Origin of the sequence: Streptomyces sp. NBC_00162 (genome assembly GCF_024611995.1) — a bacterium.
GTDB lineage: Bacteria > Actinomycetota > Actinomycetes > Streptomycetales > Streptomycetaceae > Streptomyces.
On the sequence record NZ_CP102509.1, the window covers coordinates 982,833 to 1,003,941 of the forward strand.

Annotated in this window: 14 protein-coding genes and 2 pseudogenes; 7 read left to right on the plus strand and 9 right to left on the minus strand. The window is 71.7% G+C overall.

Going from position 1 to position 21,109, the window contains the following annotated elements:
* Positions 1 to 4: 4 nt before the first annotated feature.
* Positions 5 to 724, plus strand: a complete 720-nt coding sequence (locus tag JIW86_RS05310; protein ID WP_257552736.1) for a response regulator transcription factor — start codon at positions 5 to 7, stop codon at positions 722 to 724.
* Entirely contained in the window at positions 721 to 2,130 is a 1,410-nt protein-coding gene (locus JIW86_RS05315; protein ID WP_257552737.1) for a sensor histidine kinase, read from the plus strand. The genes JIW86_RS05310 and JIW86_RS05315 overlap by 4 nt, the downstream gene beginning before the upstream one ends.
* On the opposite strand, the gene JIW86_RS05320 is transcribed toward JIW86_RS05315, so the two are convergent.
* From JIW86_RS05320 to JIW86_RS05345, 6 genes and pseudogenes are all read right to left on the minus strand, one after another.
* Positions 2,109 to 3,077, minus strand: coding sequence for a TAXI family TRAP transporter solute-binding subunit (locus JIW86_RS05320; RefSeq protein ID WP_257552738.1), 969 nt, complete (start codon positions 3,075 to 3,077; stop codon positions 2,109 to 2,111). The two genes, JIW86_RS05315 and JIW86_RS05320, sit on opposite strands and share 22 nt — an antisense overlap.
* Positions 3,078 to 3,097: 20 nt before the next feature.
* Positions 3,098 to 7,026: pseudogene (fxsT, locus tag JIW86_RS05325) on the minus strand (FxSxx-COOH system tetratricopeptide repeat protein).
* Positions 7,027 to 7,107: 81 nt separating this feature from the next.
* Positions 7,108 to 8,109, minus strand: coding sequence for an MASE1 domain-containing protein (locus JIW86_RS05330; RefSeq protein WP_416237662.1), 1,002 nt, complete (start codon positions 8,107 to 8,109; stop codon positions 7,108 to 7,110).
* Positions 8,110 to 8,171: 62 nt separating this feature from the next.
* Positions 8,172 to 9,005 (minus strand): PP2C family protein-serine/threonine phosphatase, encoded by an 834-nt coding sequence (locus JIW86_RS05335; RefSeq protein WP_215141072.1) that lies wholly within the window; start codon positions 9,003 to 9,005, stop codon positions 8,172 to 8,174.
* A gap of 96 nt (positions 9,006 to 9,101) precedes the next feature.
* Positions 9,102 to 11,303: an RICIN domain-containing protein gene (locus tag JIW86_RS05340; protein ID WP_257552740.1), complete on the minus strand. Its 2,202-nt coding sequence runs from the start codon at positions 11,301 to 11,303 to the stop codon at positions 9,102 to 9,104.
* Complete coding sequence (locus JIW86_RS05345) at positions 11,300 to 12,586, minus strand: ricin-type beta-trefoil lectin domain protein (RefSeq protein WP_257552741.1); 1,287 nt, start codon at positions 12,584 to 12,586, stop codon at positions 11,300 to 11,302. The genes JIW86_RS05340 and JIW86_RS05345 overlap by 4 nt, the downstream gene beginning before the upstream one ends.
* 267 nt (positions 12,587 to 12,853) lie before the next feature.
* Here JIW86_RS05345 and JIW86_RS05350 point away from each other — a divergent pair, with 267 nt between their 5' ends.
* Positions 12,854 to 13,561 (plus strand): tRNA-dependent cyclodipeptide synthase, encoded by a 708-nt coding sequence (locus tag JIW86_RS05350; RefSeq protein WP_257552742.1) that lies wholly within the window; start codon positions 12,854 to 12,856, stop codon positions 13,559 to 13,561.
* Positions 13,551 to 14,735: a cytochrome P450 gene (locus tag JIW86_RS05355; RefSeq protein WP_257552743.1), complete on the plus strand. Its 1,185-nt coding sequence runs from the start codon at positions 13,551 to 13,553 to the stop codon at positions 14,733 to 14,735. The genes JIW86_RS05350 and JIW86_RS05355 overlap by 11 nt, the downstream gene beginning before the upstream one ends.
* A 70-nt stretch (positions 14,736 to 14,805) precedes the next feature.
* On the opposite strand, the gene JIW86_RS05360 is transcribed toward JIW86_RS05355, so the two are convergent.
* The 3 genes from JIW86_RS05360 to JIW86_RS05370 all read right to left on the minus strand — a co-directional run bounded on the left by JIW86_RS05360 (position 14,806) and on the right by JIW86_RS05370 (position 18,202).
* Positions 14,806 to 15,993, minus strand: coding sequence for an MFS transporter (locus tag JIW86_RS05360; RefSeq protein WP_257552744.1), 1,188 nt, complete (start codon positions 15,991 to 15,993; stop codon positions 14,806 to 14,808).
* 78 nt (positions 15,994 to 16,071) lie between these two features.
* Positions 16,072 to 17,529, minus strand: a complete 1,458-nt coding sequence (locus tag JIW86_RS05365) for a CehA/McbA family metallohydrolase (protein ID WP_257552745.1) — start codon at positions 17,527 to 17,529, stop codon at positions 16,072 to 16,074.
* Between the two features lie 91 nt (positions 17,530 to 17,620).
* Positions 17,621 to 18,202 (minus strand): sigma-70 family RNA polymerase sigma factor, encoded by a 582-nt coding sequence (locus tag JIW86_RS05370; RefSeq protein WP_257552746.1) that lies wholly within the window; start codon positions 18,200 to 18,202, stop codon positions 17,621 to 17,623.
* 116 nt (positions 18,203 to 18,318) lie between these two features.
* On the opposite strand from JIW86_RS05370, the gene JIW86_RS05375 reads away from it, so the two are divergent.
* From JIW86_RS05375 to JIW86_RS05385, 3 genes and pseudogenes are all read left to right on the plus strand, one after another.
* A complete protein-coding gene (locus JIW86_RS05375; RefSeq protein ID WP_257559224.1) occupies positions 18,319 to 19,146 on the plus strand; it encodes an alpha/beta fold hydrolase in 828 nt (275 codons plus the stop codon).
* A gap of 56 nt (positions 19,147 to 19,202) precedes the next feature.
* Entirely contained in the window at positions 19,203 to 20,156 is a 954-nt protein-coding gene (locus tag JIW86_RS05380; protein ID WP_257552747.1) for a GlxA family transcriptional regulator, read from the plus strand.
* A gap of 202 nt (positions 20,157 to 20,358) precedes the next feature.
* Positions 20,359 to 21,089 (plus strand): annotated as a pseudogene (locus JIW86_RS05385) (VOC family protein).
* The last annotated feature ends 20 nt before the right edge of the window (positions 21,090 to 21,109 follow it).

Genomic DNA, 21,109 nt, shown 5'->3' on the forward strand with positions numbered 1-21,109 from the left:
GTCTATGCACGCGCTTCTCGTCGAGGACGACGACCGCATGGCCCAGGCCCTCGGCACCGCCCTCGCCCAGCGCGGGCACACGGTCCGCAGGGTGGGCCGCGCGATGGACGCCCTGCGGCACGTCCGCGAGGCCGATTTCGTCCTGCTCGATCTGGGCCTGCCCGATCTGGACGGGCTCGAGCTGCTGCGGCGGCTGCGTACCGTCTGCGACGCGCCGCTGATCGTGGTGACCGCGCGCTGCGAGGAGCGCGACATCGTGCAGGGGCTGCGGGCGGGCGCCGACGACTATGTCGTCAAGCCGTTCCGGATGGCCGAGTTGATGGCCCGCATCGACACCGTACGCCGCCGGACGGGCCCGCCGTCCGGCCGCTCGGAGGCCGCAGGCGGACCGGTGCGCGCCGGTGACGTCGAGGTCGACCCGGCGGGCCGTACGGTGACGGTGGCGGGCGCCGAAGTGCGGCTGACCCGACGCGAGTTCGACGTGCTGGCCTTCCTGGCCGCCCGCCCGGACGAGGTGCATTCCCGGGAGGAGATCCTGGACCGGATCTGGGGTGACGCCTTCCTCGCCGCGTCCCGCTCCCTGGACGTCCACGTGGCGGGCATCCGCGCCAAGACCGGCCGCTCCGGCCTGGTGCGCACCGTCCGGGGGTTCGGCTACCAGCTCGGCTCCCCGGCCGCGTCGCGGGAAGAGCAGAACGAACAGAACGAGCGGGACCGGCGGTGAGACGCAGGCTCCTCGCCGTGCTGATGGTGCTCATGGGGGCGGCGGCGCTGCTGCTCTGTGTCCCGCTGGCCGACGCCTACGCCCGGGGCCGGACCGAGCACCTGCTCCTGCAACGGCGCTCGGAAGCGGTGCGGTTCGCCGATCTCGCCGACCGGATGCGCACGGGCCCCGACCGGGTGGAGCTGTCCGCCGAGATCGGCCGGTACGCCCAGCTGTACGGAGCCGGCGTGGTCGTGGTCGACACGGCGGGAGTCACGGTGGCGCGGGCCGGAGCGGGGCCCTCCTGGGAGGCCGCCCACGATGCGGCGGACGCCCGGCGCCGCGCCCTCACCGGCCGCTCCACTGACCGGCTGCCCACCGTTCGCCCCTGGGGCCCGAAGACCGTGGTGCTCGCCGAGCCGGTGGGCCGGGACGAGCGGGTGAGCGGGGCGGTCCTGATGGCCGTACCCACCGACGCGGCCCGCCTGGACGTGACCGTCCGCTGGTCGCTCATCGCCTCCGGGGCGGTCGCCGCCTTCGCGGCGGCGGCCCTGGTGGCGGCCGGCATCGCGCGCTGGCTGATGCGCCCGGTCCGCGATCTGGACCGGGCGGTCGAGGGTCTGACCGCCGGCAGCCTCCAGGCACGCGCCGTCTCCGACACCGGACCGCCGGAACTGCGCCACCTGCGGCAGCACTTCAACATCATGGCGGAGGCCATGGCCGACTCCATCGGCCGCCAGCGCGACTTCGTCGCCGACGCCTCCCACCAGCTGCGCAATCCCCTGGCCACCCTGGTGCTGCAACTGGAGAACATCGAACCGCACATCGTCCCCGGGCCCGGGCAGGCCGAGCACACCCGCGCCCTGGACGAGGCGGAGCGCCTGGAGGAACTGCTCGACGGACTGCTGGCCATGGCGCGGGTGGAGTCCGGCAGCGCGGACCTGGCCGACCAGGACGTGCCGCGGGCCGTACGGGAACGGGTGCGGGCCTGGACTCCGGTATTCCGAGATGCCGGGCTGGAGTTGACGGTCACCGCCCTGCCGGAGGACCTGCGGGCGCGCACCCTGCCCGACGCGGCGGGCCGGATCCTGGACGCGCTGCTCGACAACGCCGTCAAGTTCGTCCCACGCGGCGGCCGCATCGAGGTGAGCGTCACGCACGCCACGGACGGGGCGGCCGTCGTACGGGTATCCGACGACGGCCCGGGCGTACCGGAGGACCAACTTGCCTTGCTGCTACGGCGTTTCGCGCGTTCCCCCGAGCACCAGAACGTACGCGGCAGCGGACTGGGACTGGCCATCGCCGACGAGATCGCCCGCATCAGCGGCGGCCGGCTCGGCGTCAGCGGCAACGCGCCCCACGGACTGGTCGTCGAGTTCCGGCTCCCCTCCTCCCTCGGGACGGCTCAGCCGTACACCGACCGGTAGTACGCGACGGCGCCCGGGTGGAGCGGCACCGCCCCGGTCGAGATCGCGAACCGGGGCTCCAGGCGCGCGCCCGCCGTGACCTCCCGCAGCAGGTCGCTCCACCGTTCGAACACCACCTGGAGCAGTTCGCGCGCGGCGCTCTCCCGGACGTCTTCACGGGCCAGGAGGTAGTTGCCGACCCCGATGGTGCCCACCGGCTCCGTGAGCCCGTACACCCCGGCGGGCAGCGTGACCGCCGTGTAGACGGGGCCGTGGCCCTGTCGCAGCGCGCCCACGTAGCCGTCCAGCGGGAGGAACCGCAACGGCAGTTCGCGCGCCAGCCCGGACAGGGCGGGCGTGGGCACGCCTCCGGACCAGAACAACGCGTCGACCGCGCCCTCCCGCAGCGCCGCCGCCGACGCGGCGAGCCCCAGTTGCCGCTCGGCGGCCGGCGAGGAGCCAGCGCTCAGCCCGGCCGCCCGCAGCACCCGCCCGGCGACCACCTGCACCCCTGACCCCGTCGCACCTGTCGCGACCGGACGCCCGGCGAGATCCTGCACCGATCGCACCGGCCCGTCCGCCGGGACGAGCAGGTGCGTGTAGTTCACGTAGACCCGGGCCAGCGCCGTCACCGAGGCCGGGAGGGAGAACGACTCGCGCCCCAGCACGGCGTCCTCGGCAGCGTCCGCCATGGCCAGCGCCAGCTCGACGGAGCCGTCGTCCAGCTTCCGCAGGTTGTTCACGCTCGCCGAGGTGCTCACCGGTACGATCTCCAGCCGGCGGCCGCTCGCGGCGACGGCCTGCGCCAGCGCCTCGCCGAACGCGTTGTACGGACCGCCCTCCGGCCCCGTCGCAAGGCGAAGCCGCCGCACCGGACCGGAGTCCCCCGAGCATCCGGCCAGCGCCGCCGCGACCGCGCCGAGCCCGGCACCCATCACCCGTCGGCGGCTCACCTCTGCGCTGGTCACGCCCGAAGCGTAGCCAGGGATCAGACGGCCAGGGGCTCCAGGTCGCGGTGGATCCGCCGCTCGTCGCGGGCGTAGCGGGCCAGGCCGTGGTCCGCGCCGAGCAGTCGGCTCAGCTCGGCCACCATCTCCGCCCGCAGTCGGGCCGCCTCCTCCTTGCGGCCCATGGAGTCCAGGCTGATCGCCATGTTGGAGCTGCTCGCCAGGGTCTCGGGATGGTGCGCCCCGAGCACCTCGCGCAGCCGCGTCACGGCCGGCCGCTCCAGCTCCAGGGCGCCTTCCGGATCGCCCTGGTCGGCCCGTGCGTTGGCCAGGTTCAGCGTCGCGAAGACCGTGTGCGGATGGTGGTCGCCGAGCACGTCCCGCATCAGCCGGATCGTCTGCCGCAGCATCGCCTCCGCCGTCCCGGCCGCACCCGCGCCCCAGTGGTAGACCGCCAGGTTGTTGACGGCCGCCAGGGTGTACGGGTGCCGCTCGCCCGGCACTTTCATGTACTCGTCCACCACCTCCTGCGCCAGGACCAGCGCCCCGCCCGGGTCTCCGGTCGCGAACAGGTCCGAGGCCAGGTTCAGTTCGCAGGAGAGCAGGTCCGGGTTGTCGAAGGTGTACTTGGCCCGGTAGCGGGCCCGGGTGGCCGTGGTCAGCCGGAGCGCGTCCTCCAGCCGGTCCGCCCGGCGCAGCGACACCGCCAGGTTCTTCGCGGCCGACAGGGTGCCGGGGAAGGCCCGCCCCAGCGTCCGCTTGTAGGTCTCGTAGGTCCGGCTGAGCAGCTGCACCGAGTCCTCATACCGGCCCACCTCGCGCAGGTCGCGGGCCAGGTTCTGCGCGGAGGACAGGGTGTACGGGTGCTCCGGCCCGAGCACCTCCGTGCGCAGGTCGTGCACCTCCTGGTCGATCTCGCGGGCTCTGGTGTACTGGCCGACCAGCCGCAGGTTCAGCGCCAGGTTGTGCGCGGCGGCCAGCGTGCGCGGGTGCGCCTCGTGGAAGATCTGGCCGAACCCCTCGTGCGCGTCGGTCGCCAGCTCCATCGCCTCCGCGTACTGGCCGAGCGTGCCCAGGGTGTTGGCGAGACCGCTCATGGTCGCGTATGTGTGCGGGTGCGAGGGGCCCAGCACCGCGCGCTGGCGTTCCAGGGTGCCCTCGTCCAGCTCCTTCGCCTCCACGAACCGTCCCTGCGAGCGCAGGATGTTCGACAGGTGGAAGCGCAGGTACAGGTACTGCGGGTCGTCGTTGCCCAGCAGCTCCTTCCAGGCGTCCCGCAGCTCCACACCCAGCGCGTACGCGGCCTTGAAGTCGCCGCGCTTCCACAGGTAGCGGACGCGGTCGATCAGCAGCCGGCGAGTCTCCGGCTCCTTGCAGTACCGGGCCTCGGAGGGGGACAGGTGCGGCCAGATGGTGTTGAACCTGGGCCAGGTCTCCGGGTTGTCGATCGGCTCGTCGTCGTCCGGCCGGGCGCCCGCCAGGATCCGGTGGACCGTGTGCCGGGCATCCCGCTGCTCCTCCTCGCTCAGCTGCGCCCGGATCATGGCCTGGACCAGGCGGTGCACCTGGATGCTGTTGCTCACCTGGTCGGCCTTGGCCAGCGCGAACCGGCCGATCTCCCGGATCAGCCGGCCGAGCACCACCTTCTCCTGGAGCGAGGAGTCGTACGGCTTCAGCGCGTCGATCATCTCCTTGCCGTAGAGGAGGTTCGCCGAGATCGGCTCGGGTCCGAAGAAGGCGCACAGCTCCAGCAGTCGTGCGGCGGCGGGCGAGCGGAACCGGAGCCGATCCATGGACACGTTCCAGGTGGCGGGCAGCGGTTTCGGGTATCCGGCCTGCCGGGCCAGCTGCTCCAGGTACGCGGACACCGGTGTCGCGGTCTCCGCGATCCAGGCGCCCGCCTGCTCCACCGCGAACGGCAGATCGCCCAGCGCCGCGGCCACCTGATCGGCGTCCTCCGCGCTGAGCCCGGGGGCCCGGCGCTGGAGGTGCTGGATGGACTCCTCCCGCAGGAACAAGTCCATCGGCAGCGAGTCACCGTACTGGGACCAGGTCTGGTTGCGGGAGGTCACGAGTACGTGCCCCGGTCCGCCCGGCGGGAAGAACCGCTTGAGGGCCTCCGGATCGTCGGCGTTGTCGAAGACCAGCAGCCACCGCGAGGACGGAACCCCCGCCGCAGCAGGTCGATCGCCTCCTGCGAGGCGGCCGACATGTCCTCCCCGGTCTGCGCGCCCAGCCGTTCGGCAAGCTCCGCGAGCGCGGCGACGATCTCGTCGGTCTCCTCCGAGGGGATCCACCACACCAGGTCGTAATCGGCCATGAACCGGTGGGCGTACTCCAGCACCACCTGGGTCTTGCCCACACCGCCGAGTCCGTAGAGGGTCTGCGGCTGCGGCAGCACCACGGCCATGCCGCCGCCGAGCTGGTCGCGCATCCGCTCCAGCACGGTGTGGCGCCCGGTGAAACCGGGGTTGCGGGGTGGTGCGTTCCAGACCTTCGGGATGGCTCCGGGGAAGCGGGGAGCGGGCTGGGAGGAGCCCGCGACGCGGTCCGGGAGCGCCATCGGCCGATCCACCGCGCGCAGCAGGGCGGCGGTGGCGTGCACCTCGTCGAGGCGGAACAGGTCCACCGGGTCGTGGTCGATGTACGGCGTGGACAGGCGTAGGTCGCCCACCCGCAGTGGAATCAGCCGGCGTCGGCCCCCGGTCGGGTCCACGGCGGCCGCACGCTCCCACACGTCCACGGCGCGGGCAGAGTTGAGGTAGGCGCCGGAGAGCAGCACCACCGTCCGGGTGGCGGTGTCGCCGCTCATGTCCGCCCCGGCGGGCGGGTCCCCGGCGGAGGCGTCCATGCGTATGACCCGGCAGCCGGCCCGGGTGAGCACCGACTCGGCCCAGTCAGCCCACATCCGGTTCTCGGGGACGTAGGAGAGGAACAGGTCGGTGGGCAAGCCCGGGGGGCGACGGGTGAAGGCGTCCCGGATCCGCAGGCGCGTCTGCTCCTCCATGGCGGGCATGGACGTGACCTCGCCCTCGGTGATCACGGCCGTGAGCCGTTCGAAGGCTGAAAGCAGGGAGTCGCTGAGCCCGGCCTCGTCGCCGAAGGTGGCCAGGATCTCCTCGTAGGCGTAGGAGGAGCGGTACGGGATCTCCACCGCGCGCCAGTAGGAGGTGAGTTCGTCCCCGACGAGCCCGTGGGGGAAGCGGTCGAACGTGGTCCGGGCCAGTGCGCGGCCCGCATCGGCCTTGTCCGGATCGCTCTCGTCGACGCGCATCGGGACGGGGTAGATCGTGATGCCCCGGTCGTTGAAGCGCTCGTCGATCTGCCTGGCGACGGCAGCGGCGCCGTCGATGGACTGGTCGGACAGGGTGAAACAGTCCACCAGGAGGTCCGGGAGGTGGACGGTGCAGATGTCCGCGGTGTCGGACAGGCCGGTGCGGCTGTCGATCAGGACGTAGTCGTAGTTCCTCTTCATGTCGGCGCGTAAGGCGTCGAAGAAGAGACCGCCGCCGAGCCGGTCGTAGAAGTTGTCCCAGTCGAAGGTGGAGACCGTTGCGGAGTACTCGCGGTTCTGCCGGCCGGCCGAGACGAAGTCGAGGGCGCCGCCGTCCGGGAATTCCCAGCCCAGGGCCTCGGGGGTGAGCGATACGGCGTGCGGCTGTATCCGCGCGTAGTCCTCGTGCCATGCGTCGGCGCGCTGCACCGGGCTGGTCGCGGCCCACGCGTACTCGCTGATCAGTTCGATGACGCCGGTGGTGGCCCCCAGCGTGGAGGGATCCAGGAAGGGGTGGAAGAAGCGGTGCAGGCCGGGAGCCTCCAGGTCCCAGTCCACCGCGAGGACCCGTTTGCCGTTGGCTGCGAGGATCCAGGCGGTGTTGGCCAGCGCCATGGTGCGGCCGGTGCCGCCCTTGTACGAGTAGAAGGTGACGATGCGTCCGTCACGGCTGTCACTGTCACGACTCACTGTCATCCGCGTCCCCCCGGCCGGTGTACACATCCTCCATTGAACGGGTCCGAGCCCTGCTTGTGCCAGAGCCCGGGCCGTCCGGGGCTATCCGCCCCCCGTCTCCACGCCGTCCTCGTCCCTCGGCGGCCATCCGGACGTCGCCTTCCCCGGCGCCAGCCGCTCCACCACCTCGGCCAGGTCCTGGCAGGCCTGCTCGATCCTCGCGCGGATGATGTTCTGCTCGGTGACGATCGCCGACAGCAGCAGCGAGGTCAACGCCGCGGAGCCGTTGAGCGCCTGGAGGTTGACCATGGCTTCGACCAGTGTGTGGTGGTCGAAGGGGCCTTCCTGGGCGATCGCCGCCGAGTTCGCCATGGCGGACACGAGCAGCATGCACGGCGCGCTGCCCTCCAGCTGGAAGCGCAGGGCCGCCCAGATGAGGAGCGGGAAGACGAGGAACAGGAGCGCCATGTCGCTCCTGGTCGCCAGCAGGGTGACGGCGAAGGCCGTGACCAGCAGGGCCGCCGCCTCCGCCCACCGGTAGGCGCCAGAGGGAAGGCGGGCCATGCGCAGGACCAGGAGCAGCGGCGCGATCACGAGCACGCCCATCGCGTCGCCCGCCCACCACGTCCACCACACGATCCAGAATCCGCTGTCGGGCAGGCTGTCGGTGACCACGAGCAGCCAGGCACCGATGGTGGCACTGATCAGCATCGGAACCAGGCCGCCCAGGAAGACCAGCGCCACACCGTCCCGGAGCCGGTCCAGTGTCACGCGGAAGCCGACCCGTCGCAGCATCAGGTAGGCACACACGGGAGCGAGGGTGTTGCCCGCGACGATCCCGAAGCCGACGGGGTCGATCGAGCCGCTGATCGACTGGATGACGAGACAGGCACCGAGTGCGATACCCGGCCAGACGCGGAGCCCCATCCAGAGCAGGCAGACGAGGGCGATGCCCGTGGGCGGCCACAGGGGTGTGACGACCGCGCCCTGGATCACCACCTGCTGGAGCAGGCCGATGCGTCCGCCGGCGAAGTAGGCGGCGGCGACGATCAGGTTCAGGAGCACCGTCATGCACAGACGCCGGAAGCCCTCGGTGCGCATCACTTCATCAGACAACAGCCCGCGCCCGCCGACGGAGCATGACACGCGCTACGGTGCCCTGCGCATCATCCGGTTCCGCCCCGGACGGCCTCATGGCGCAGCACGAGCACGGCGGCGTCGTCCTCGTGACCGGTGGAGTCGGCGACCCTCATCACCTCGGCGGCCAGCTCACCGGGGTCCGCGCCCGCCTTCGCCCGGACCACCTCGGCGACGCGCGCCAGACCCCGGTCGATGGGGAAGGACGGTCCTTCGACGACGCCGTCGGTGACCAGGACGAACGAGCCCCCGGTGGCCAGCCGGCGGCGGGTCACGGGGTACTGCGAGCCCGGCAGCATGCCCAGGGGCAGACCGCCTTCGTCCTCCACGATGCCGTGCTCGCCGTCGGTCGTGGCCCAGACCCCGGGAACGTGGCCGGCGCGAGCGGTCTGGATCTCCCACGTGATGGGGTCGAAGCGGAGAAAGGTGCAGGTCGCGAAGAGATCACAGTCCACCGAGAGCAGCAGATCGTTGGCCCGGCTGAGCACCTCGCCCGGGTCGGCGGCGGACGCGGCGACGGCGCGCACGGCGATGCGGACCTGCCCCATGAACGCGGCCGCCTCGACGTCGTGGCCCTCCACGTCCCCGATGGAGAAGCCCAGAGCGCCCTCGGGGAGCAGGAAGCCGTCGTACCAGTCCCCGCCTATGCTCAGGCCGTGACGGGCGGGTGCGTACCGGGCCGCAGTGCGCAGGCCCGGCACGCCGGGAAGGGACGCCGGCAGGATTTCCCGCTGCAGTGCCTCGGCCAGCTCGACCCGGGCCTGCTGGAGCTCCGCCCCTTCCCGGGCCTGGGCCGTGAGCCGCCCGAGCCTGGTCAGCAGGTCGTCCGCGGTCGCCGACCGCGTGGACCGATGGTGGCTCATGGACCGCTCCGACATACGTCCGCTTCAGTTCCGACACAGATGGCCAGAATCATCATATTTCGGATATTCGCTGATCACATCACGGGCGCAGGCTCCTCAGGGGTAGCTCACCAGGTTGGCCACGTTGGTGGACGCGTTCGAAGGGCCGCCCCTGTCGTTGATGACGTGCCGGATGGTGCCGGTGCCGCCGAGCGAGACGGTCACCATGCTCTGGAAGCGCACGTTCGGGTTGCCGGGTGCCTCGAAGGCGCGTTCGGCGGTCACGCTGCTGTTGACGTTGAAGAAGCAGTAGCTGCCGAGCCCGAAGGCCTGGTGGCTGGTCACGTGGTCGGCCACCTTGTACGCCGCGTAGCCCTGGGTGGAGCCGTTCATCCAGGCGGCCTGGTTCGGCGGGTCGTACGGCATCTCGTTCTGGTAGAAGTACGTCCGCCCGCCGTTGCCGTTCCACACGGTCTGGTGCTTCTGGTAGTGCTCGACGAACAGTCCGTACATGGTCACGCCGTCGCCGTTGACCACGAGTCCCGTGTCCGCCGTGTTGCTGTTCCAGCCGATGCCGCTGCCGTGGTCACCGCGCCAGATCCACATGTGGTCGCCGATGACGTGGTCGCTGTTGACGACGAGGCTGGTCGTCGCCTTGCCCACGGCGGCTCCGCCGACCCGGAAGAAGACGTCGTGCAGGGAGGTGGGGTTCGCCGAGTGGTTGGCTGCGGCGCCGGCCGGGCCGACCTCCATCAGGGTCCGCGAGGTGGTGGTGCCCGCGTCGAAGAGCACGCCCGCGATCTTCACCCCGTCGACGTCGGCGACCGTCATGGCCGTGACCCCGTTGTCGGGGATGAACGTGGCGAGGCCGAGTCCGAGGACGACGGTGTCGGGCCGGGTCACCCGCAGGGTCCGGTCGAGGTGGTAGACACCGGGCGTGACCAGCAGGTTCTTGCCTTCGGCCAGGGCCGCGTCGATCTGTGCGGCACTCGCTCCGGGCTTGACGACATAGAACTGGTCCATGCCGAGCGAACTGCCCGCGGCGTTCCCGTTCGCCCAGCTGGTGGCCGAGGAATCGGTCCGCAGGGACGGCACGAACACCTTGTAGGCGCCCGTCCCGTCCACGTACAGGAAGGGCTTCTCGCGGACGGTCGGCGTCTGGTTCACCGTGGTGTACGGCGGGTTCGGGAAGCTGGTGGCGGGGACGCCCTGGCTGCCGACGAAGACCATGTTCCAGTTGGACCCGGTCCAGCCGCCGAGCTGCGAGTTGCGGGTCAGCCACTGCTGCTGCGTCCCCGACCGCACCTGGCCGTCGATCTTGCTGTCCGCCATGAATCCGCCGCTGGCCCAGCCGCCGTCGTCCAGGGCCAGGTTGCCGCGCACGTGCATGCGGCGGTACGGCGCGGCCTGGGACACCGCCCAGCGGTCGGTGCCGCCCGTCGGGTTCACCGACAGGTTCTCGGCGCCGCGCCAGAAGTTCTGGGTGGCGTTGTGCGGCGGGAACCAGTCCGCCTCCACGTGCACGGCGCCGTTGATCGTGACCGAGTCCGGTGACTGGCCGAGACCGAGGACCTGGGTGTAGAAGCCGACGTTGACGTCGTTGGCGTACGTACCCGGCTTGAACATCACCGCGTAGCGCTGGGCGCCGAACTGGTTGGTCTCCTGCTGCCGGAAGATCGAGTCGAGCCGGCTCTGGATCGTGGACGAGGGCATGGAGGGGTCGAAGACGACCACGTTCGGGCCGAGGTCGACGTCCCCGGGGGCGGTGTTCACGGGAGCCACCTGGAAGCGTTGGGCCGCCGTGCCGTTGCAGGTGTACTGCACCAGCTGGACGCTGTCGGCGGTCGAGGCGGACGGCACGTCGAGGCACTTGCCGCTGTGGCGGCTGACGAAGTGGTAGGCGCCACCGCCCTCGTCGACGGCCCTCCACTGCTGGTTGGCTCCGCCGCCGTACGTCCACAGGTGCACGGCCGCGTTGTCCGCCGAGGACGTGTCGCTGACGTCCACGACCTGAGCGGCGTCGTTGCGGTTGCCGATCCGGACGAAGCCGTCCGTGGTCGGGGTGAAACTCCACTGCTGCGCCGAGGAGTTGTTGCAGGTGTACTGCTGCACCGCGGTGCCGTTCGCGGTCGCGGCGGACCGCGCGTCCAGGCATTTGCCGCTGCCGGCGTTGACCACCGTGGACCAGCCCGTGGGCAGGGCGGCGGCCGCCTGCGCCGAGGCCTGCGGGGTGGCTGCCTGAGTGGGCTGGACGACGGTGAGCACCGAGACGGCCGCGGCCACGAAGGCCGTGAGCCGGCTCCCGGTGGTGCGGGTCATCGGGTCACCGTCCACTTCTGGTTGGCGGCTCCCGTGCAGGTCCAGATCTGCAGCCGGGTGCCGTTGGCCGAGCTGTTGCCCGCGACGTCGAGGCACTTGTTCGCCTGCGGGTTGACGACATCTCGGGCCGCGGGGACGGCCCACTGCTGTGCGGGGGTCCCGTTGCAGTCGTAGAGCTGGACCGGCGTACCGTCCGCGGTGCCTCCCGAGGCCACGTCCAGGCACTTGCCGAGCGCGCGGATCGTGCCGTCGGATCCGACGGTCCACTGCTGCGCGGCGGTGCCGTTGCAGTCGTAGAGCTGTACGGGTGTGCCGTTCGCGCTGTTGGCGCCGGCCACGTCGACGCACTTGCCGCCGAGGCCGGTGATCGGACCTCCGCCGCCCGGCTGGCCGCCGCCGGAGGTGACCCGGACGTAGTCGACCAGGAGCTGCCCGGGGAAGACCGTGCTGCCGTCGGGGTCTCCCGGCCAGTAGCCGCCGACCGCGAGGTTGAGGATCAGGAAGAAGGGCTTGTCGAAGACCCACTGGCGGCCGCCGAGGTCTGCGGGGGTGCGCCGCTGGTAGACGGCGCCGTCTACTGACCAGGTGATCGCGTTCGGGCTCCAGTCGACGGTGAAGGTGTGGAAGGCGTCGACGAACGCCTGGCCGCCGGGCAGGGTGTACCCGGCGCCGATGCCGCCGGAGCCGGAGTAACCGGGGCCGTGGAGGGTGCCGTGGACCGTGGACGGCTCGAAGCCCACGTTCTCCATGACGTCGATCTCACCAGAGGCGGGCCAGCCGACCTGGCCGATGTCGTTGCCCAGCATCCAGAAGGCCGGCCACATGCCCTGCCCGCGCGGAACCTTCATCCGGGCCTCGACGCGACCGTACGTGGTGGTGAACCTGCCGGCCGTGTTGAGCCGGGCGGAGGTGTACTCGCACCTTCCGTACCAGCACTGGTAGTTGGCCGGGTTCTCCCGGCGGGCGGTGATGACCAGGTTGCCCTGGCCGTCGAGGGCCGCGTTGCGATTGCCCGAAGTGTAGAACTGCCGCTCGTGGTTGTTGACGTTGTCGCCCGTCTCGATCTGCCATTTCGCGCCGTCGACGGCCGAGCCCGCAGGCCCGTTGAACTCGTCGGAGAACGTGACGGCCGCGGCCGACGCGGCGCCTTCGGCGGCAACGGCGGCCGGTGCGGGGGCGTGCAGCGGCGGCACGCCCTGTGCCAGGCCGGTGGACAGCGACGCGAGGGCGAGGAGCGAGACGGCGGACAGCAGCAAACGCCGCGATAGGTGCGGGAAGTTCATGGCTCTCCCTTCCGGGAGTGTGGGGGAAGGCCGGACAGGATCGTCATGACCATGCCATGCCCTTAGTTCACTACGTGATTTAAGAAGTGAACAAATCCCCTGTCAAGAGCTTGGCCTGGACCATATAACTGGCTTGTCCAGCATGTGAGTTACCGCATGCAAGACATGGAACGGACCGTCACGCTCAGGTACCTTCCATCACGTCGTCGCCACACCCGGGGCACAGGGCCCCACGGGACTCGCGGCGACCAAAGGAACCGACGTCTGTTGACGACAGCCACAGAAGTCTTCACGGTCCAGCCTTTCACCCCGCACTGCCAGGTGATCCACACCGAAGGCGACCACGCGGTGATAGGCATCTCACCGGGCAACAGTTATTTCTCCGCGCAGCGCGTCACCGACCTCGCGCACTGGGGTCTGCGCAACTTCCGGCAGGTCGACCTCATCTACACGGACATGCACGTGGCCGAGATGTACGAGGCCCTCGGCTATCCCGCGGACGAGGCGCGGCGCAAGGCGGTCAAGAACCTGCGCGGGGTCCGCGCGAAGGTCAACAACGCCGCCGCCGAGGCCGATCCCACGGGCACCCGCCTACGCGCCCGCCCCATGTCGTCCCTCACCGACATCCCGGCCTACCGCAGGCTCCACACCCACCTGAACACCCTGCTCGGCACCGACCCGGAGTTCCGCGAGACCTGCAACGCCCTGGTCGACGCGTTCCTCTCCTCCAAGGTCCTCGGCGGGAAGACCGCCACGGTCCGGCAGCGCGAGGTCTGTCTCGAGTACGTCTGCGCCGAGGCCCCGCTCTTCCTCGACACCCCGGCCATTCTCGACGTGCCCTCGTCCCTCAACTGCTACCACCAACTCCTGCCGATGGCAGAGCTGTTGTATTCGCGCGGTTCGGGCCTGCGTGCCTCGCGCAACCAGGGACACGCCGTCATCACCCCCGCCGAAGGAGAATCCGATGCCCACTGACACACTTCTCGACTTTCCGTTCTCCGCGCGCGGCGACCAGCTCCCCCACGAGGTCGAGCAGCTCCGGACCGAACCGGTCAAGCGGGTCCGTACGATCGCCGGGGACGAAGCCTGGCTCGTCTCCTCCTACGACCTGTGCAAGCAGGTCCTCGAGGATCCCAGATTCAGCCTCAAGGACACCTCGGCTCCCGGCGTACCACGCCAGTACGCCCTGACGATCCCGCCCGAGGTCGTCAACAACATGGGCAACATCACCGGCGCCGGACTCCGCAAGGCCGTCCTCAAGGCCATCAACCCCAAGACCGACGGCCTGACCGACTGGATGCGCGCGCAGGCCACCACCCTCGTGGACAGCCTGCTCACCGAGGGCGCGCCGGTCGACCTGCGCACCCAGTTCACCAGTCCGTACGCCGAGCAGCTCCACTGCCGCATCCTGGGCATACCCGGGGAAGACGCCCCGCGCCTGGCGGCGAGCCTCGACATCGCCTTCATGAACTCGGCGTGCCCCATCACCGGAGCCAAGCTCAACTGGGACCGGGACATGGCCTACATGGTCGAGCGCCTCGACGACCCCACCGTCACCGGCCTCATGGCCGAGCTGGCGGCCCTGCGCAAGGACCCCGACTACGCCCACCTGACGGACGAGATGCTCGCCACCGTCGGAGTCACCCTCTTCGGCGCCGGCGTCATCTCCACCATGGGCTTCCTCACCATGGCCCTGGTCTCGCTCATCCAGCACCCCGAGGTGTGGCAGCAGATCCGCCAGGACCCCTCCAAGATCCCCGCGGCGGTCGACGAGCTCCTGCGCATCAACCTCTCCATCGGAGACGGCCTGCCGCGCCTCGCCCTCGAGGACGTCACCCTCGGAGACGTCGAGGTGAAGAAGGGCGAACTCCTCCTCGTTCTGGTCGAAGCCGCCAACACCGACCCGGACGTGTACCCCGACCCGCACACCGTGGACATCGACCGGCCCAACGCGGGCACCCACCTCTCCTTCGGCGGCGGCCAGCATTACTGCCCCGCCACCGCCCTCGGCAAGAGGCACACGGAGATCGCCCTCGAGGTACTCGTCGAGAAGATGCCCGGTCTCCAGCTGGCCGTGCCGGTCGAGCAACTCGTCTGGCGCACCCGCTTCATGAAGCGCCTGCCGGAGCGGCTGCCCGTCCTCTGGTAGCAGTCCGACGGCCGCGGCGCGGGCATCCGAGGTCACCCTTCGACCTCGGATGCCCGCCGCCTGTGGCGCGTCACCCCGGCCGTCCCGGCCGCCGCAGCAGGTAGACGGCGGCGGTCGAGACGAGGACGGCCATGCAGGCGATGAACACCAGGCCCGCGCCCTCCAGGCCCATCGGGCCGGCCAGGAGACCCACGCCGATCACCGGGACCGAGATGCCCGCGTACGCGACCACGAACAGGCTCGAGATCACCGCCGCGCGCTGGTGCACGGGAGACGCCTCGGTCACCGCCGACATCGCCCCGCGGAACGCGAGCCCCTGTCCGGCTCCGCCGACGAGCGCGCTCAGGACCACCAGCGACAGCAGGTCCCAGTACAGCGCACCCGCCAGCAGCGCCAGCCCGGCGAGGAGCCCGGCGCAGCCCAGGGGCAGCGAGCGCGTCACCCCGACCCGGCCGACCAGCAGCTGCCCGGCGGTCGAGGCGAAGAAGGCCAGCGCGACGACCAGCCCGCTCACGGCGTGGTTGTGCACGTCCAGGGACTCGGCGAGGAACGCCGGGCTGACCGAGGTGAACACCCCGAACAGGGCGAACCCCACGAACGAGGCGATCGCCGCGGGCACGAACACCGCCCGGACTTCCGCGGGCAGGCCGGGCCGCTGTGGCCGTACGGTGCTCAGGGGCCGCCGCTCCCGTACCGTCTCCGCGAGCCGCAGCAGGACGGCGACCGAGACGGCCACCAGGGCGAGGTGCACGGCGAACGGCAGGTACAGCGGCGCGACGGCGTACTGCGCGAGCACTCCGGCGAGCAGCGGACCGCAGCCCAGCCCGCCCATGTTGGCGGCCGTCGCCACCAGCGTGGCCTTGGCGGCCCGGCCGGACGGGGCCAGCTCCATCACGTACGCGGTGGCGGCGCCGGTGAACAGGCCGGCGGACAGTCCCGAGAACAGCCGCCCCGCGTAGAGCCAGCCCATCCCGGTGGCGCACAGGAAGCAGACGGCGCTCGCCGCCGCGCATCCCAGGCCCGCGAGCAGCACCGGCTGCCGGCCCACGGCGTCCGAGGCGTTGCCCACCAGCAGCAGCACGCCGATGACCCCGAAGGCGTACACGGCGTACACGACGGTCACCATCAGCTCGGAGAACCCGAACTTCTCCTGGTAGAGGCCGTAGAGCGGGGTCGGCAGCGTGGTGCCCGCCATGCACACGGCGAACACCGCCGCGCCGAGCAAGCACTGGCGCCACCCTTGGCGATCACCGTCCATGCCGCCGACGGTAACCCCGCACCCCGTCCCCGCCCGGCGCGGCGTGCCCGGCGCGCCGCCGGGGTACGGGACCGCGGGTCAGGCCGACAGCAAGATCGGGTTGGTCAGCGCCGCCGGCGCACCGGGGAGCGGCGGGGCCGAGGCGGGATGGCGGGCCTCGGCGCGGACGTAGGAGGTACGGGACGGGGTGGTGCGCCATTCGAGGCTCGTGGCCGCGGGGGCGGTGAACGCCACGCCCTGGTCGGTGACCAGCCGCAGGTCGTAGCTGCCGCTGCCGGTCACGGTCAGCCGGATCAGGACCTCCTCGGTGTCCGCCGTGGCCCGGATCCGGTCGCCGATGCCCGCGTGGGCGCCCCGTGCGGTCACCGCGTCGAAGGTCACCGACACGGCCGAGGACTCGGCCGCGTAGCTGTGGCCGGCGCGCAGACCGGCGAGTATCGCCTCGCGGGACAGGTCCTCGGCCAGCACCACCGTCTGCGGGCTGCCGACCCGGTCGGGGTCGCGGTGGTAGTCGCTGCTCGCGAGGACCGGGAGCCACTGCCCGCGACCGGCGGTGAGGGTGGCGTCCCAGGATGCGAGGGCCACTTCGTCATCGGGGGTCCAGGGGCCGTTCCACACCTCCACCGCGTCCGCCTCGCCGAAGCCGAACTTCCAGGCGCAGCCTATGCAGGTGGCGTGCGGGTGGGCGGGGACGACCAGTCCGCCGGCCTTGCGTATGTGGTGTGCGAAACGGTCGAAGCGCTGGTCGCGGGCCCGGTAGCGCCAGTCCGTGAAGGTGCCGGGTGCGGTGCCGACGGCGACGACGTGGCCGGTACGGGTGGTGATCTCCTCCCCGGTAAGGACGAGCAGGCCGGGATCCGCGGCGGCGACCGGGCCCCAGGCCGCGTGCGCCGCGTGGGTGTTGTGCTCGGAGGAGTTGATGAAGTCCAGACCCGCCGCGCGGGCCAGCGCGGCGAGTTCGGCCGGGGTGCGGCGGCCGTCGGAGTGCACCGAGTGCAGGTGGCAGTCGCCCCGGTACCAGGCCCGGCCCCGGCCACGGGCCCGCTGCGGCGGGTAGCCGGGGACGGCGGGCGTGCCCGGGTCGCCGTAGGTGAAGGTGGCGGTGATCTCGTAGGTGAGGCCCTCGGGTGCCATCGTGTACGGCCCGAGCGCCACGTGCCAGCGGCCGGGCTCGAGGGGTCCGGGCAGATAGCCGGGGGTGGCGGCGTCGGCCCGCAGGAAGAACTCGCTGCGGGCGCCGCCCGACCAGCCGCGGAAGCCGTGGCCGCCGAGCCCCGTGCCTCGCTGGTCGAAGATGCCGATGTCGAGTGCGTTGCCCGGGGTGCCGGGTGGCACCGGGGGTTTCGCGTAGGTGTAGGAGACGCGCAGCTCCGCGGTCCCCGGCGGGACGTCGAGGGGGAGGTACACCCAGTCCGGGGCGCCGGGCGCGATCGTGCCGCGCAGGGTAAGCGTGGCCGTGTCCCGGCCGGTGGGGGTGAGCGGCCCGACGGCCGCCGTCACCCCGGATGCCAGTAGTTCTCGTCTACTGAGAGCCATACGGCAACGGTGGCAGCCGCGGGTGAACCCGGAGTGCACGGCGCACGACGCGGAGGGACAGCGCTTCCGCGGCGAGCCCGTCGGGTGCGGGTCAGGAGTCGCCCCGGAGGCGGTCGCGCTGGATCCGGTGGGCGAGGGCCCGGCGCACCGATGCCGATGCGGTGCCGGTGGCGGCGGCGGTGGCGGCCGCCTTGGCGGGGACGTCGAGAGCGCGGCCGATCTGGTCGTACGCGGCCTGGTGGCGTGCGGTCAGCTGCCCCCGGTGCAGGCGCAGGTCCTCTTCGACGAGACGTCGCAGTTCGTCGACGTCCCGGGGCGTGAACCGCTTCCGGCCCCGGGCGAGGGCGTCGATGGTGCGGGTACAGCGCGCGGCGCCGTCCAGCGTCTCGGAGATTTCCTCGGCGAGGCCCCAGAGACGTCCTTCGAGCCACGGGGCGTCGTACTGGTCGAGGGAGAGCTCCAACGGGGGCAGCGGATCGCCCGTCTTGTACTTCGTGACCTGCTTGGACACGGCGGGCTGGCTCATGTCGGTAAGCCGGGCGATCTTGTCCTGGGTCCAGCCGAAGCCGACGAACACCTTGATCATTTCGGTGCGCAGCTTCCGCATCTCCTCGCCCGCGCGGATGACCTCGTTCATCCCGGCGAGCATCCGCTCGGCCTGTTCCTCGGTCAACGTCTCCGGGTTTCGGGGTACACCCTTTTCGCCTGCCACAACTCGGTTATACACCCGAGAGCCGGATCGCCATAACCCAGTTGTACAACCTGGTTATGGATGGCAGGATCCGCGGCATGCACACCTTCTCCGCAGCTGACGGAACCCGCCTCGCCTACCGCACCCACGGAGACGGCGACCCCGTGGTCTGCCTCCCCGGCGGCCCCGCGGACTCCGCCTACCTCGGCGACCTCGGCGGCCTGTCCGCGCACCGCCGGCTGATCGTCCCGGACCTGCGCGGCACCGGCCGGTCCGCGGTTCCCGAGGACACCTCCTCGTACCGCTGCGACCGCCTCGTCGACGACGTCGAGGCGTTGCGCGCACACCTGGGACTCCCCGCGATGGACCTGCTCGCCCACTCCGCCGGGGCGAACCTCGCGGCGCAGTACGCGGCCCGGTTCCCGCACCGCGTGAGCAGACTCGCACTGATCACCCCCGGTACCCGGGCCGTCGGCATCGAGATCACCGGGGAGACGCGGCGCGAGCTCGCCCAACTCCGGGGAAACGAGCCGTGGTTCCCGGCTGCCTTCGCCGCCCTGGAGGCGATCACCGAGGGCACGGGCAGCGACTGGGATGCCATCGCCCCCTTCTTCTGCGGCCGTTGGGACGATCGCGCGCGGCAGCACCAGGCGGCCGGCCGGCCGCGCAACATGGAGGCCGTCACCGTCTTCGCGGCCGAGGGAGCCTTCGACCCGGAGACCACGCGCGCCGCACTCGCCGCCTTCGCGGCCCCCGTCCTGCTGCTCGCCGGGGAGTTCGACCTGAACAGCCCGCCTCGGTCGACGGCCGAGTTCGCCGGGCTCTTCCCCGACGCCTCGTTCGTCGTACAGCCGGGGGCCGGCCACTACCCCTGGGTGGACGACGCCGACCGCTTCGCGGCGACCACGGCCGCGTTCCTGGGGTAGTTCCCCCGCCCGAGGCCGGAGCCAGGCGATCGCGGGAAATCTGCCAGACTCCCCGCATGCCGCCTTTCACGACCGTCGCCGCCTACGCCCCGCCCGGTGTCGGCATGCTCGCCGTCGGTGTCGTCACCGAGGTGTTCGGCCCGCGTGCGGGGCTGCCCCGCTTCGACTTCGCGCTGTGCGCCGACCGGCCCGGGCCCGTTCCCACCGACCTCGGCGTACCGCTCGCGGTCGAGTACGGGCTGGAGCGGATGGCCGTCGCCGATCTCGTGGTCGCCCTGCCCTGGGCCGGCTTCCGGACACCGCTCGCACCGGCCGTGCTGGAGGCCCTGTCCGCCGCTCACGAACGCGGCGCCCTGGTCGCGGCCCACTGCGTCGGTACGTACGCCCTCGCCGCCGCCGGACTGCTCGACGGGCGGCGGGCCACGACGCACTGGCGGTTCGCGGAGCTGCTGGCCCGCCGCCATCCGGAGGTCACGGTCGATCCCCATGCCCTCTACGTCGACGAAGGGCGCGTCGTCACGGGGGCGGGAGCGGCGGCGGGTTTCGATCTCTGCCTGCACCTGGTCAGGCGGGAGCACGGTGCCGCGGCCGCCAACGCCATCGCCCGCGACCTCGTGCTGCCCTCCCACCGCGAGGGCGGGCAGGCCCAGTACCTCGCCGCCCCCGTCCCCGAGGACGCTCAGGACACCCGCCTCGCCGAAGTCCTCGCCTGGGCGCGCGAGCACCTCCACGAGCAGCTTCCCGTCGCGGAACTGGCCCGGCGTGCCGTGATGAGCAAGCGCTCCTTCGCCCGCCGCTTCACCACGGCGACGGGGACCACCCCGCACGCCTGGCTGGTCAGCCTCCGGCTGAGCCGCGCCGAGGAGCTGCTGGAGACCACCGACCTGTCCGTCGAGGAGATCGCCCGCGCGGTGGGGTTCGCGAGCGCGGCCGTGCTCCGCGAGCAGTTCGTACGCCGGCGCGGTGTGCCGCCCCGCTCCTACCGGCGCTCCTTCACCCGCACCCCGTAGCGCCCGTTCATGGAAATCCGGGAACGGAGCACCACGTACGGGCAGGTCACCCGGGCGGTCGCATCGGAGCCGAGCCTCGCGAGCGGGGACGCCCGACGGCGCTAGGGTGAGCCGAACCCGGCCGTAGTGATCGCGAGCAAGGTGGGCAGCTGTGTCGACGTCGAGTCAAGAGATGTTCGGCGCGCCGTGCTGGGTCAGCCTGATGACCGGGGACCTCGACTCGGCGCAGCAGTTCTACGGGGCCGTCCTGGGCTGGCACTTCCGCCGCACCAGGCTCGGTGACGGCTTCTCCATCGCCTTCCGCGACGGCGCCCCCGTGGCCGGGATCGGCGCTCTGGCCCAGCGGCTGGCCCTTCCGGCCGCGTGGACCCCGTACTTCGCCGTCGACGACGCCGATGTCACGGCGGCGCGGATCGTCGAGCGCGGCGCGACCATGGCGGTGGGCCCCTCGCCTTCGGCACCGGACGCGCCGCGCTGGCCTCCGACCCCGACGGAGCGGTCTTCGGGTTCTGGCAGGGCCAGGTCATCCCCGACTGGACGGTCGGCCAGGGCAGCGCGCCCGCCTGGCTGGAACTGCGCACCCGTGACGCCTTCGCCGCGGCCGTGTTCTACGGTGAGGTCCTCGAGTGGGCCGGCGAACGGCCCGGCGGCTGCACGGTCTCCTACGAACACGACCACGTCGTGCTGCGCCACGGGAACGACACCCTGGCGCGCATCGTGGGCGGGGCCCTCGAGGAAGCCCCCGATCCGCAGGTCCGACCGCGCTGGCACGTCCATTTCCGCGTCCCCGACCTCGAGGCGACGGTGGAAATGGCCACCGGTCTCGGCGGTCGCGTCGTCTCGCCCGTGGACACCACGAGCACCAGCCGCTCGGTCGCCCTGGCCGATCCCGACGGCGCGTTGTTCACCGTGGTGGCCCCGCAGAACCGGTGACGGGACTTCGGCCACCGCAG

Bases quoted from the DNA above. Each gene is read 5' to 3' on its own strand.
- JIW86_RS05365 (WP_257552745.1), bottom strand. From the start codon at position 17,529: ATGGCTCTCAGTAGACGAGAACTACTGGCATCCGGGGTGACGGCGGCC.
- JIW86_RS05360 (WP_257552744.1), bottom strand. From the start codon at position 15,993: ATGGACGGTGATCGCCAAGGGTGGCGCCAGTGCTTGCTCGGCGCGGCG.
- JIW86_RS05310 (WP_257552736.1), top strand. From the start codon at position 5: ATGCACGCGCTTCTCGTCGAGGACGACGACCGCATGGCCCAGGCCCTC.
- JIW86_RS05355 (WP_257552743.1), top strand. From the start codon at position 13,551: ATGCCCACTGACACACTTCTCGACTTTCCGTTCTCCGCGCGCGGCGAC.
- JIW86_RS05335 (WP_215141072.1), bottom strand. From the start codon at position 9,005: ATGAGCCACCATCGGTCCACGCGGTCGGCGACCGCGGACGACCTGCTG.
- JIW86_RS05340 (WP_257552740.1), bottom strand. From the start codon at position 11,303: ATGACCCGCACCACCGGGAGCCGGCTCACGGCCTTCGTGGCCGCGGCC.
- JIW86_RS05375 (WP_257559224.1), top strand. From the start codon at position 18,319: ATGCACACCTTCTCCGCAGCTGACGGAACCCGCCTCGCCTACCGCACC.
- JIW86_RS05345 (WP_257552741.1), bottom strand. From the start codon at position 12,586: ATGAACTTCCCGCACCTATCGCGGCGTTTGCTGCTGTCCGCCGTCTCG.
- JIW86_RS05380 (WP_257552747.1), top strand. From the start codon at position 19,203: ATGCCGCCTTTCACGACCGTCGCCGCCTACGCCCCGCCCGGTGTCGGC.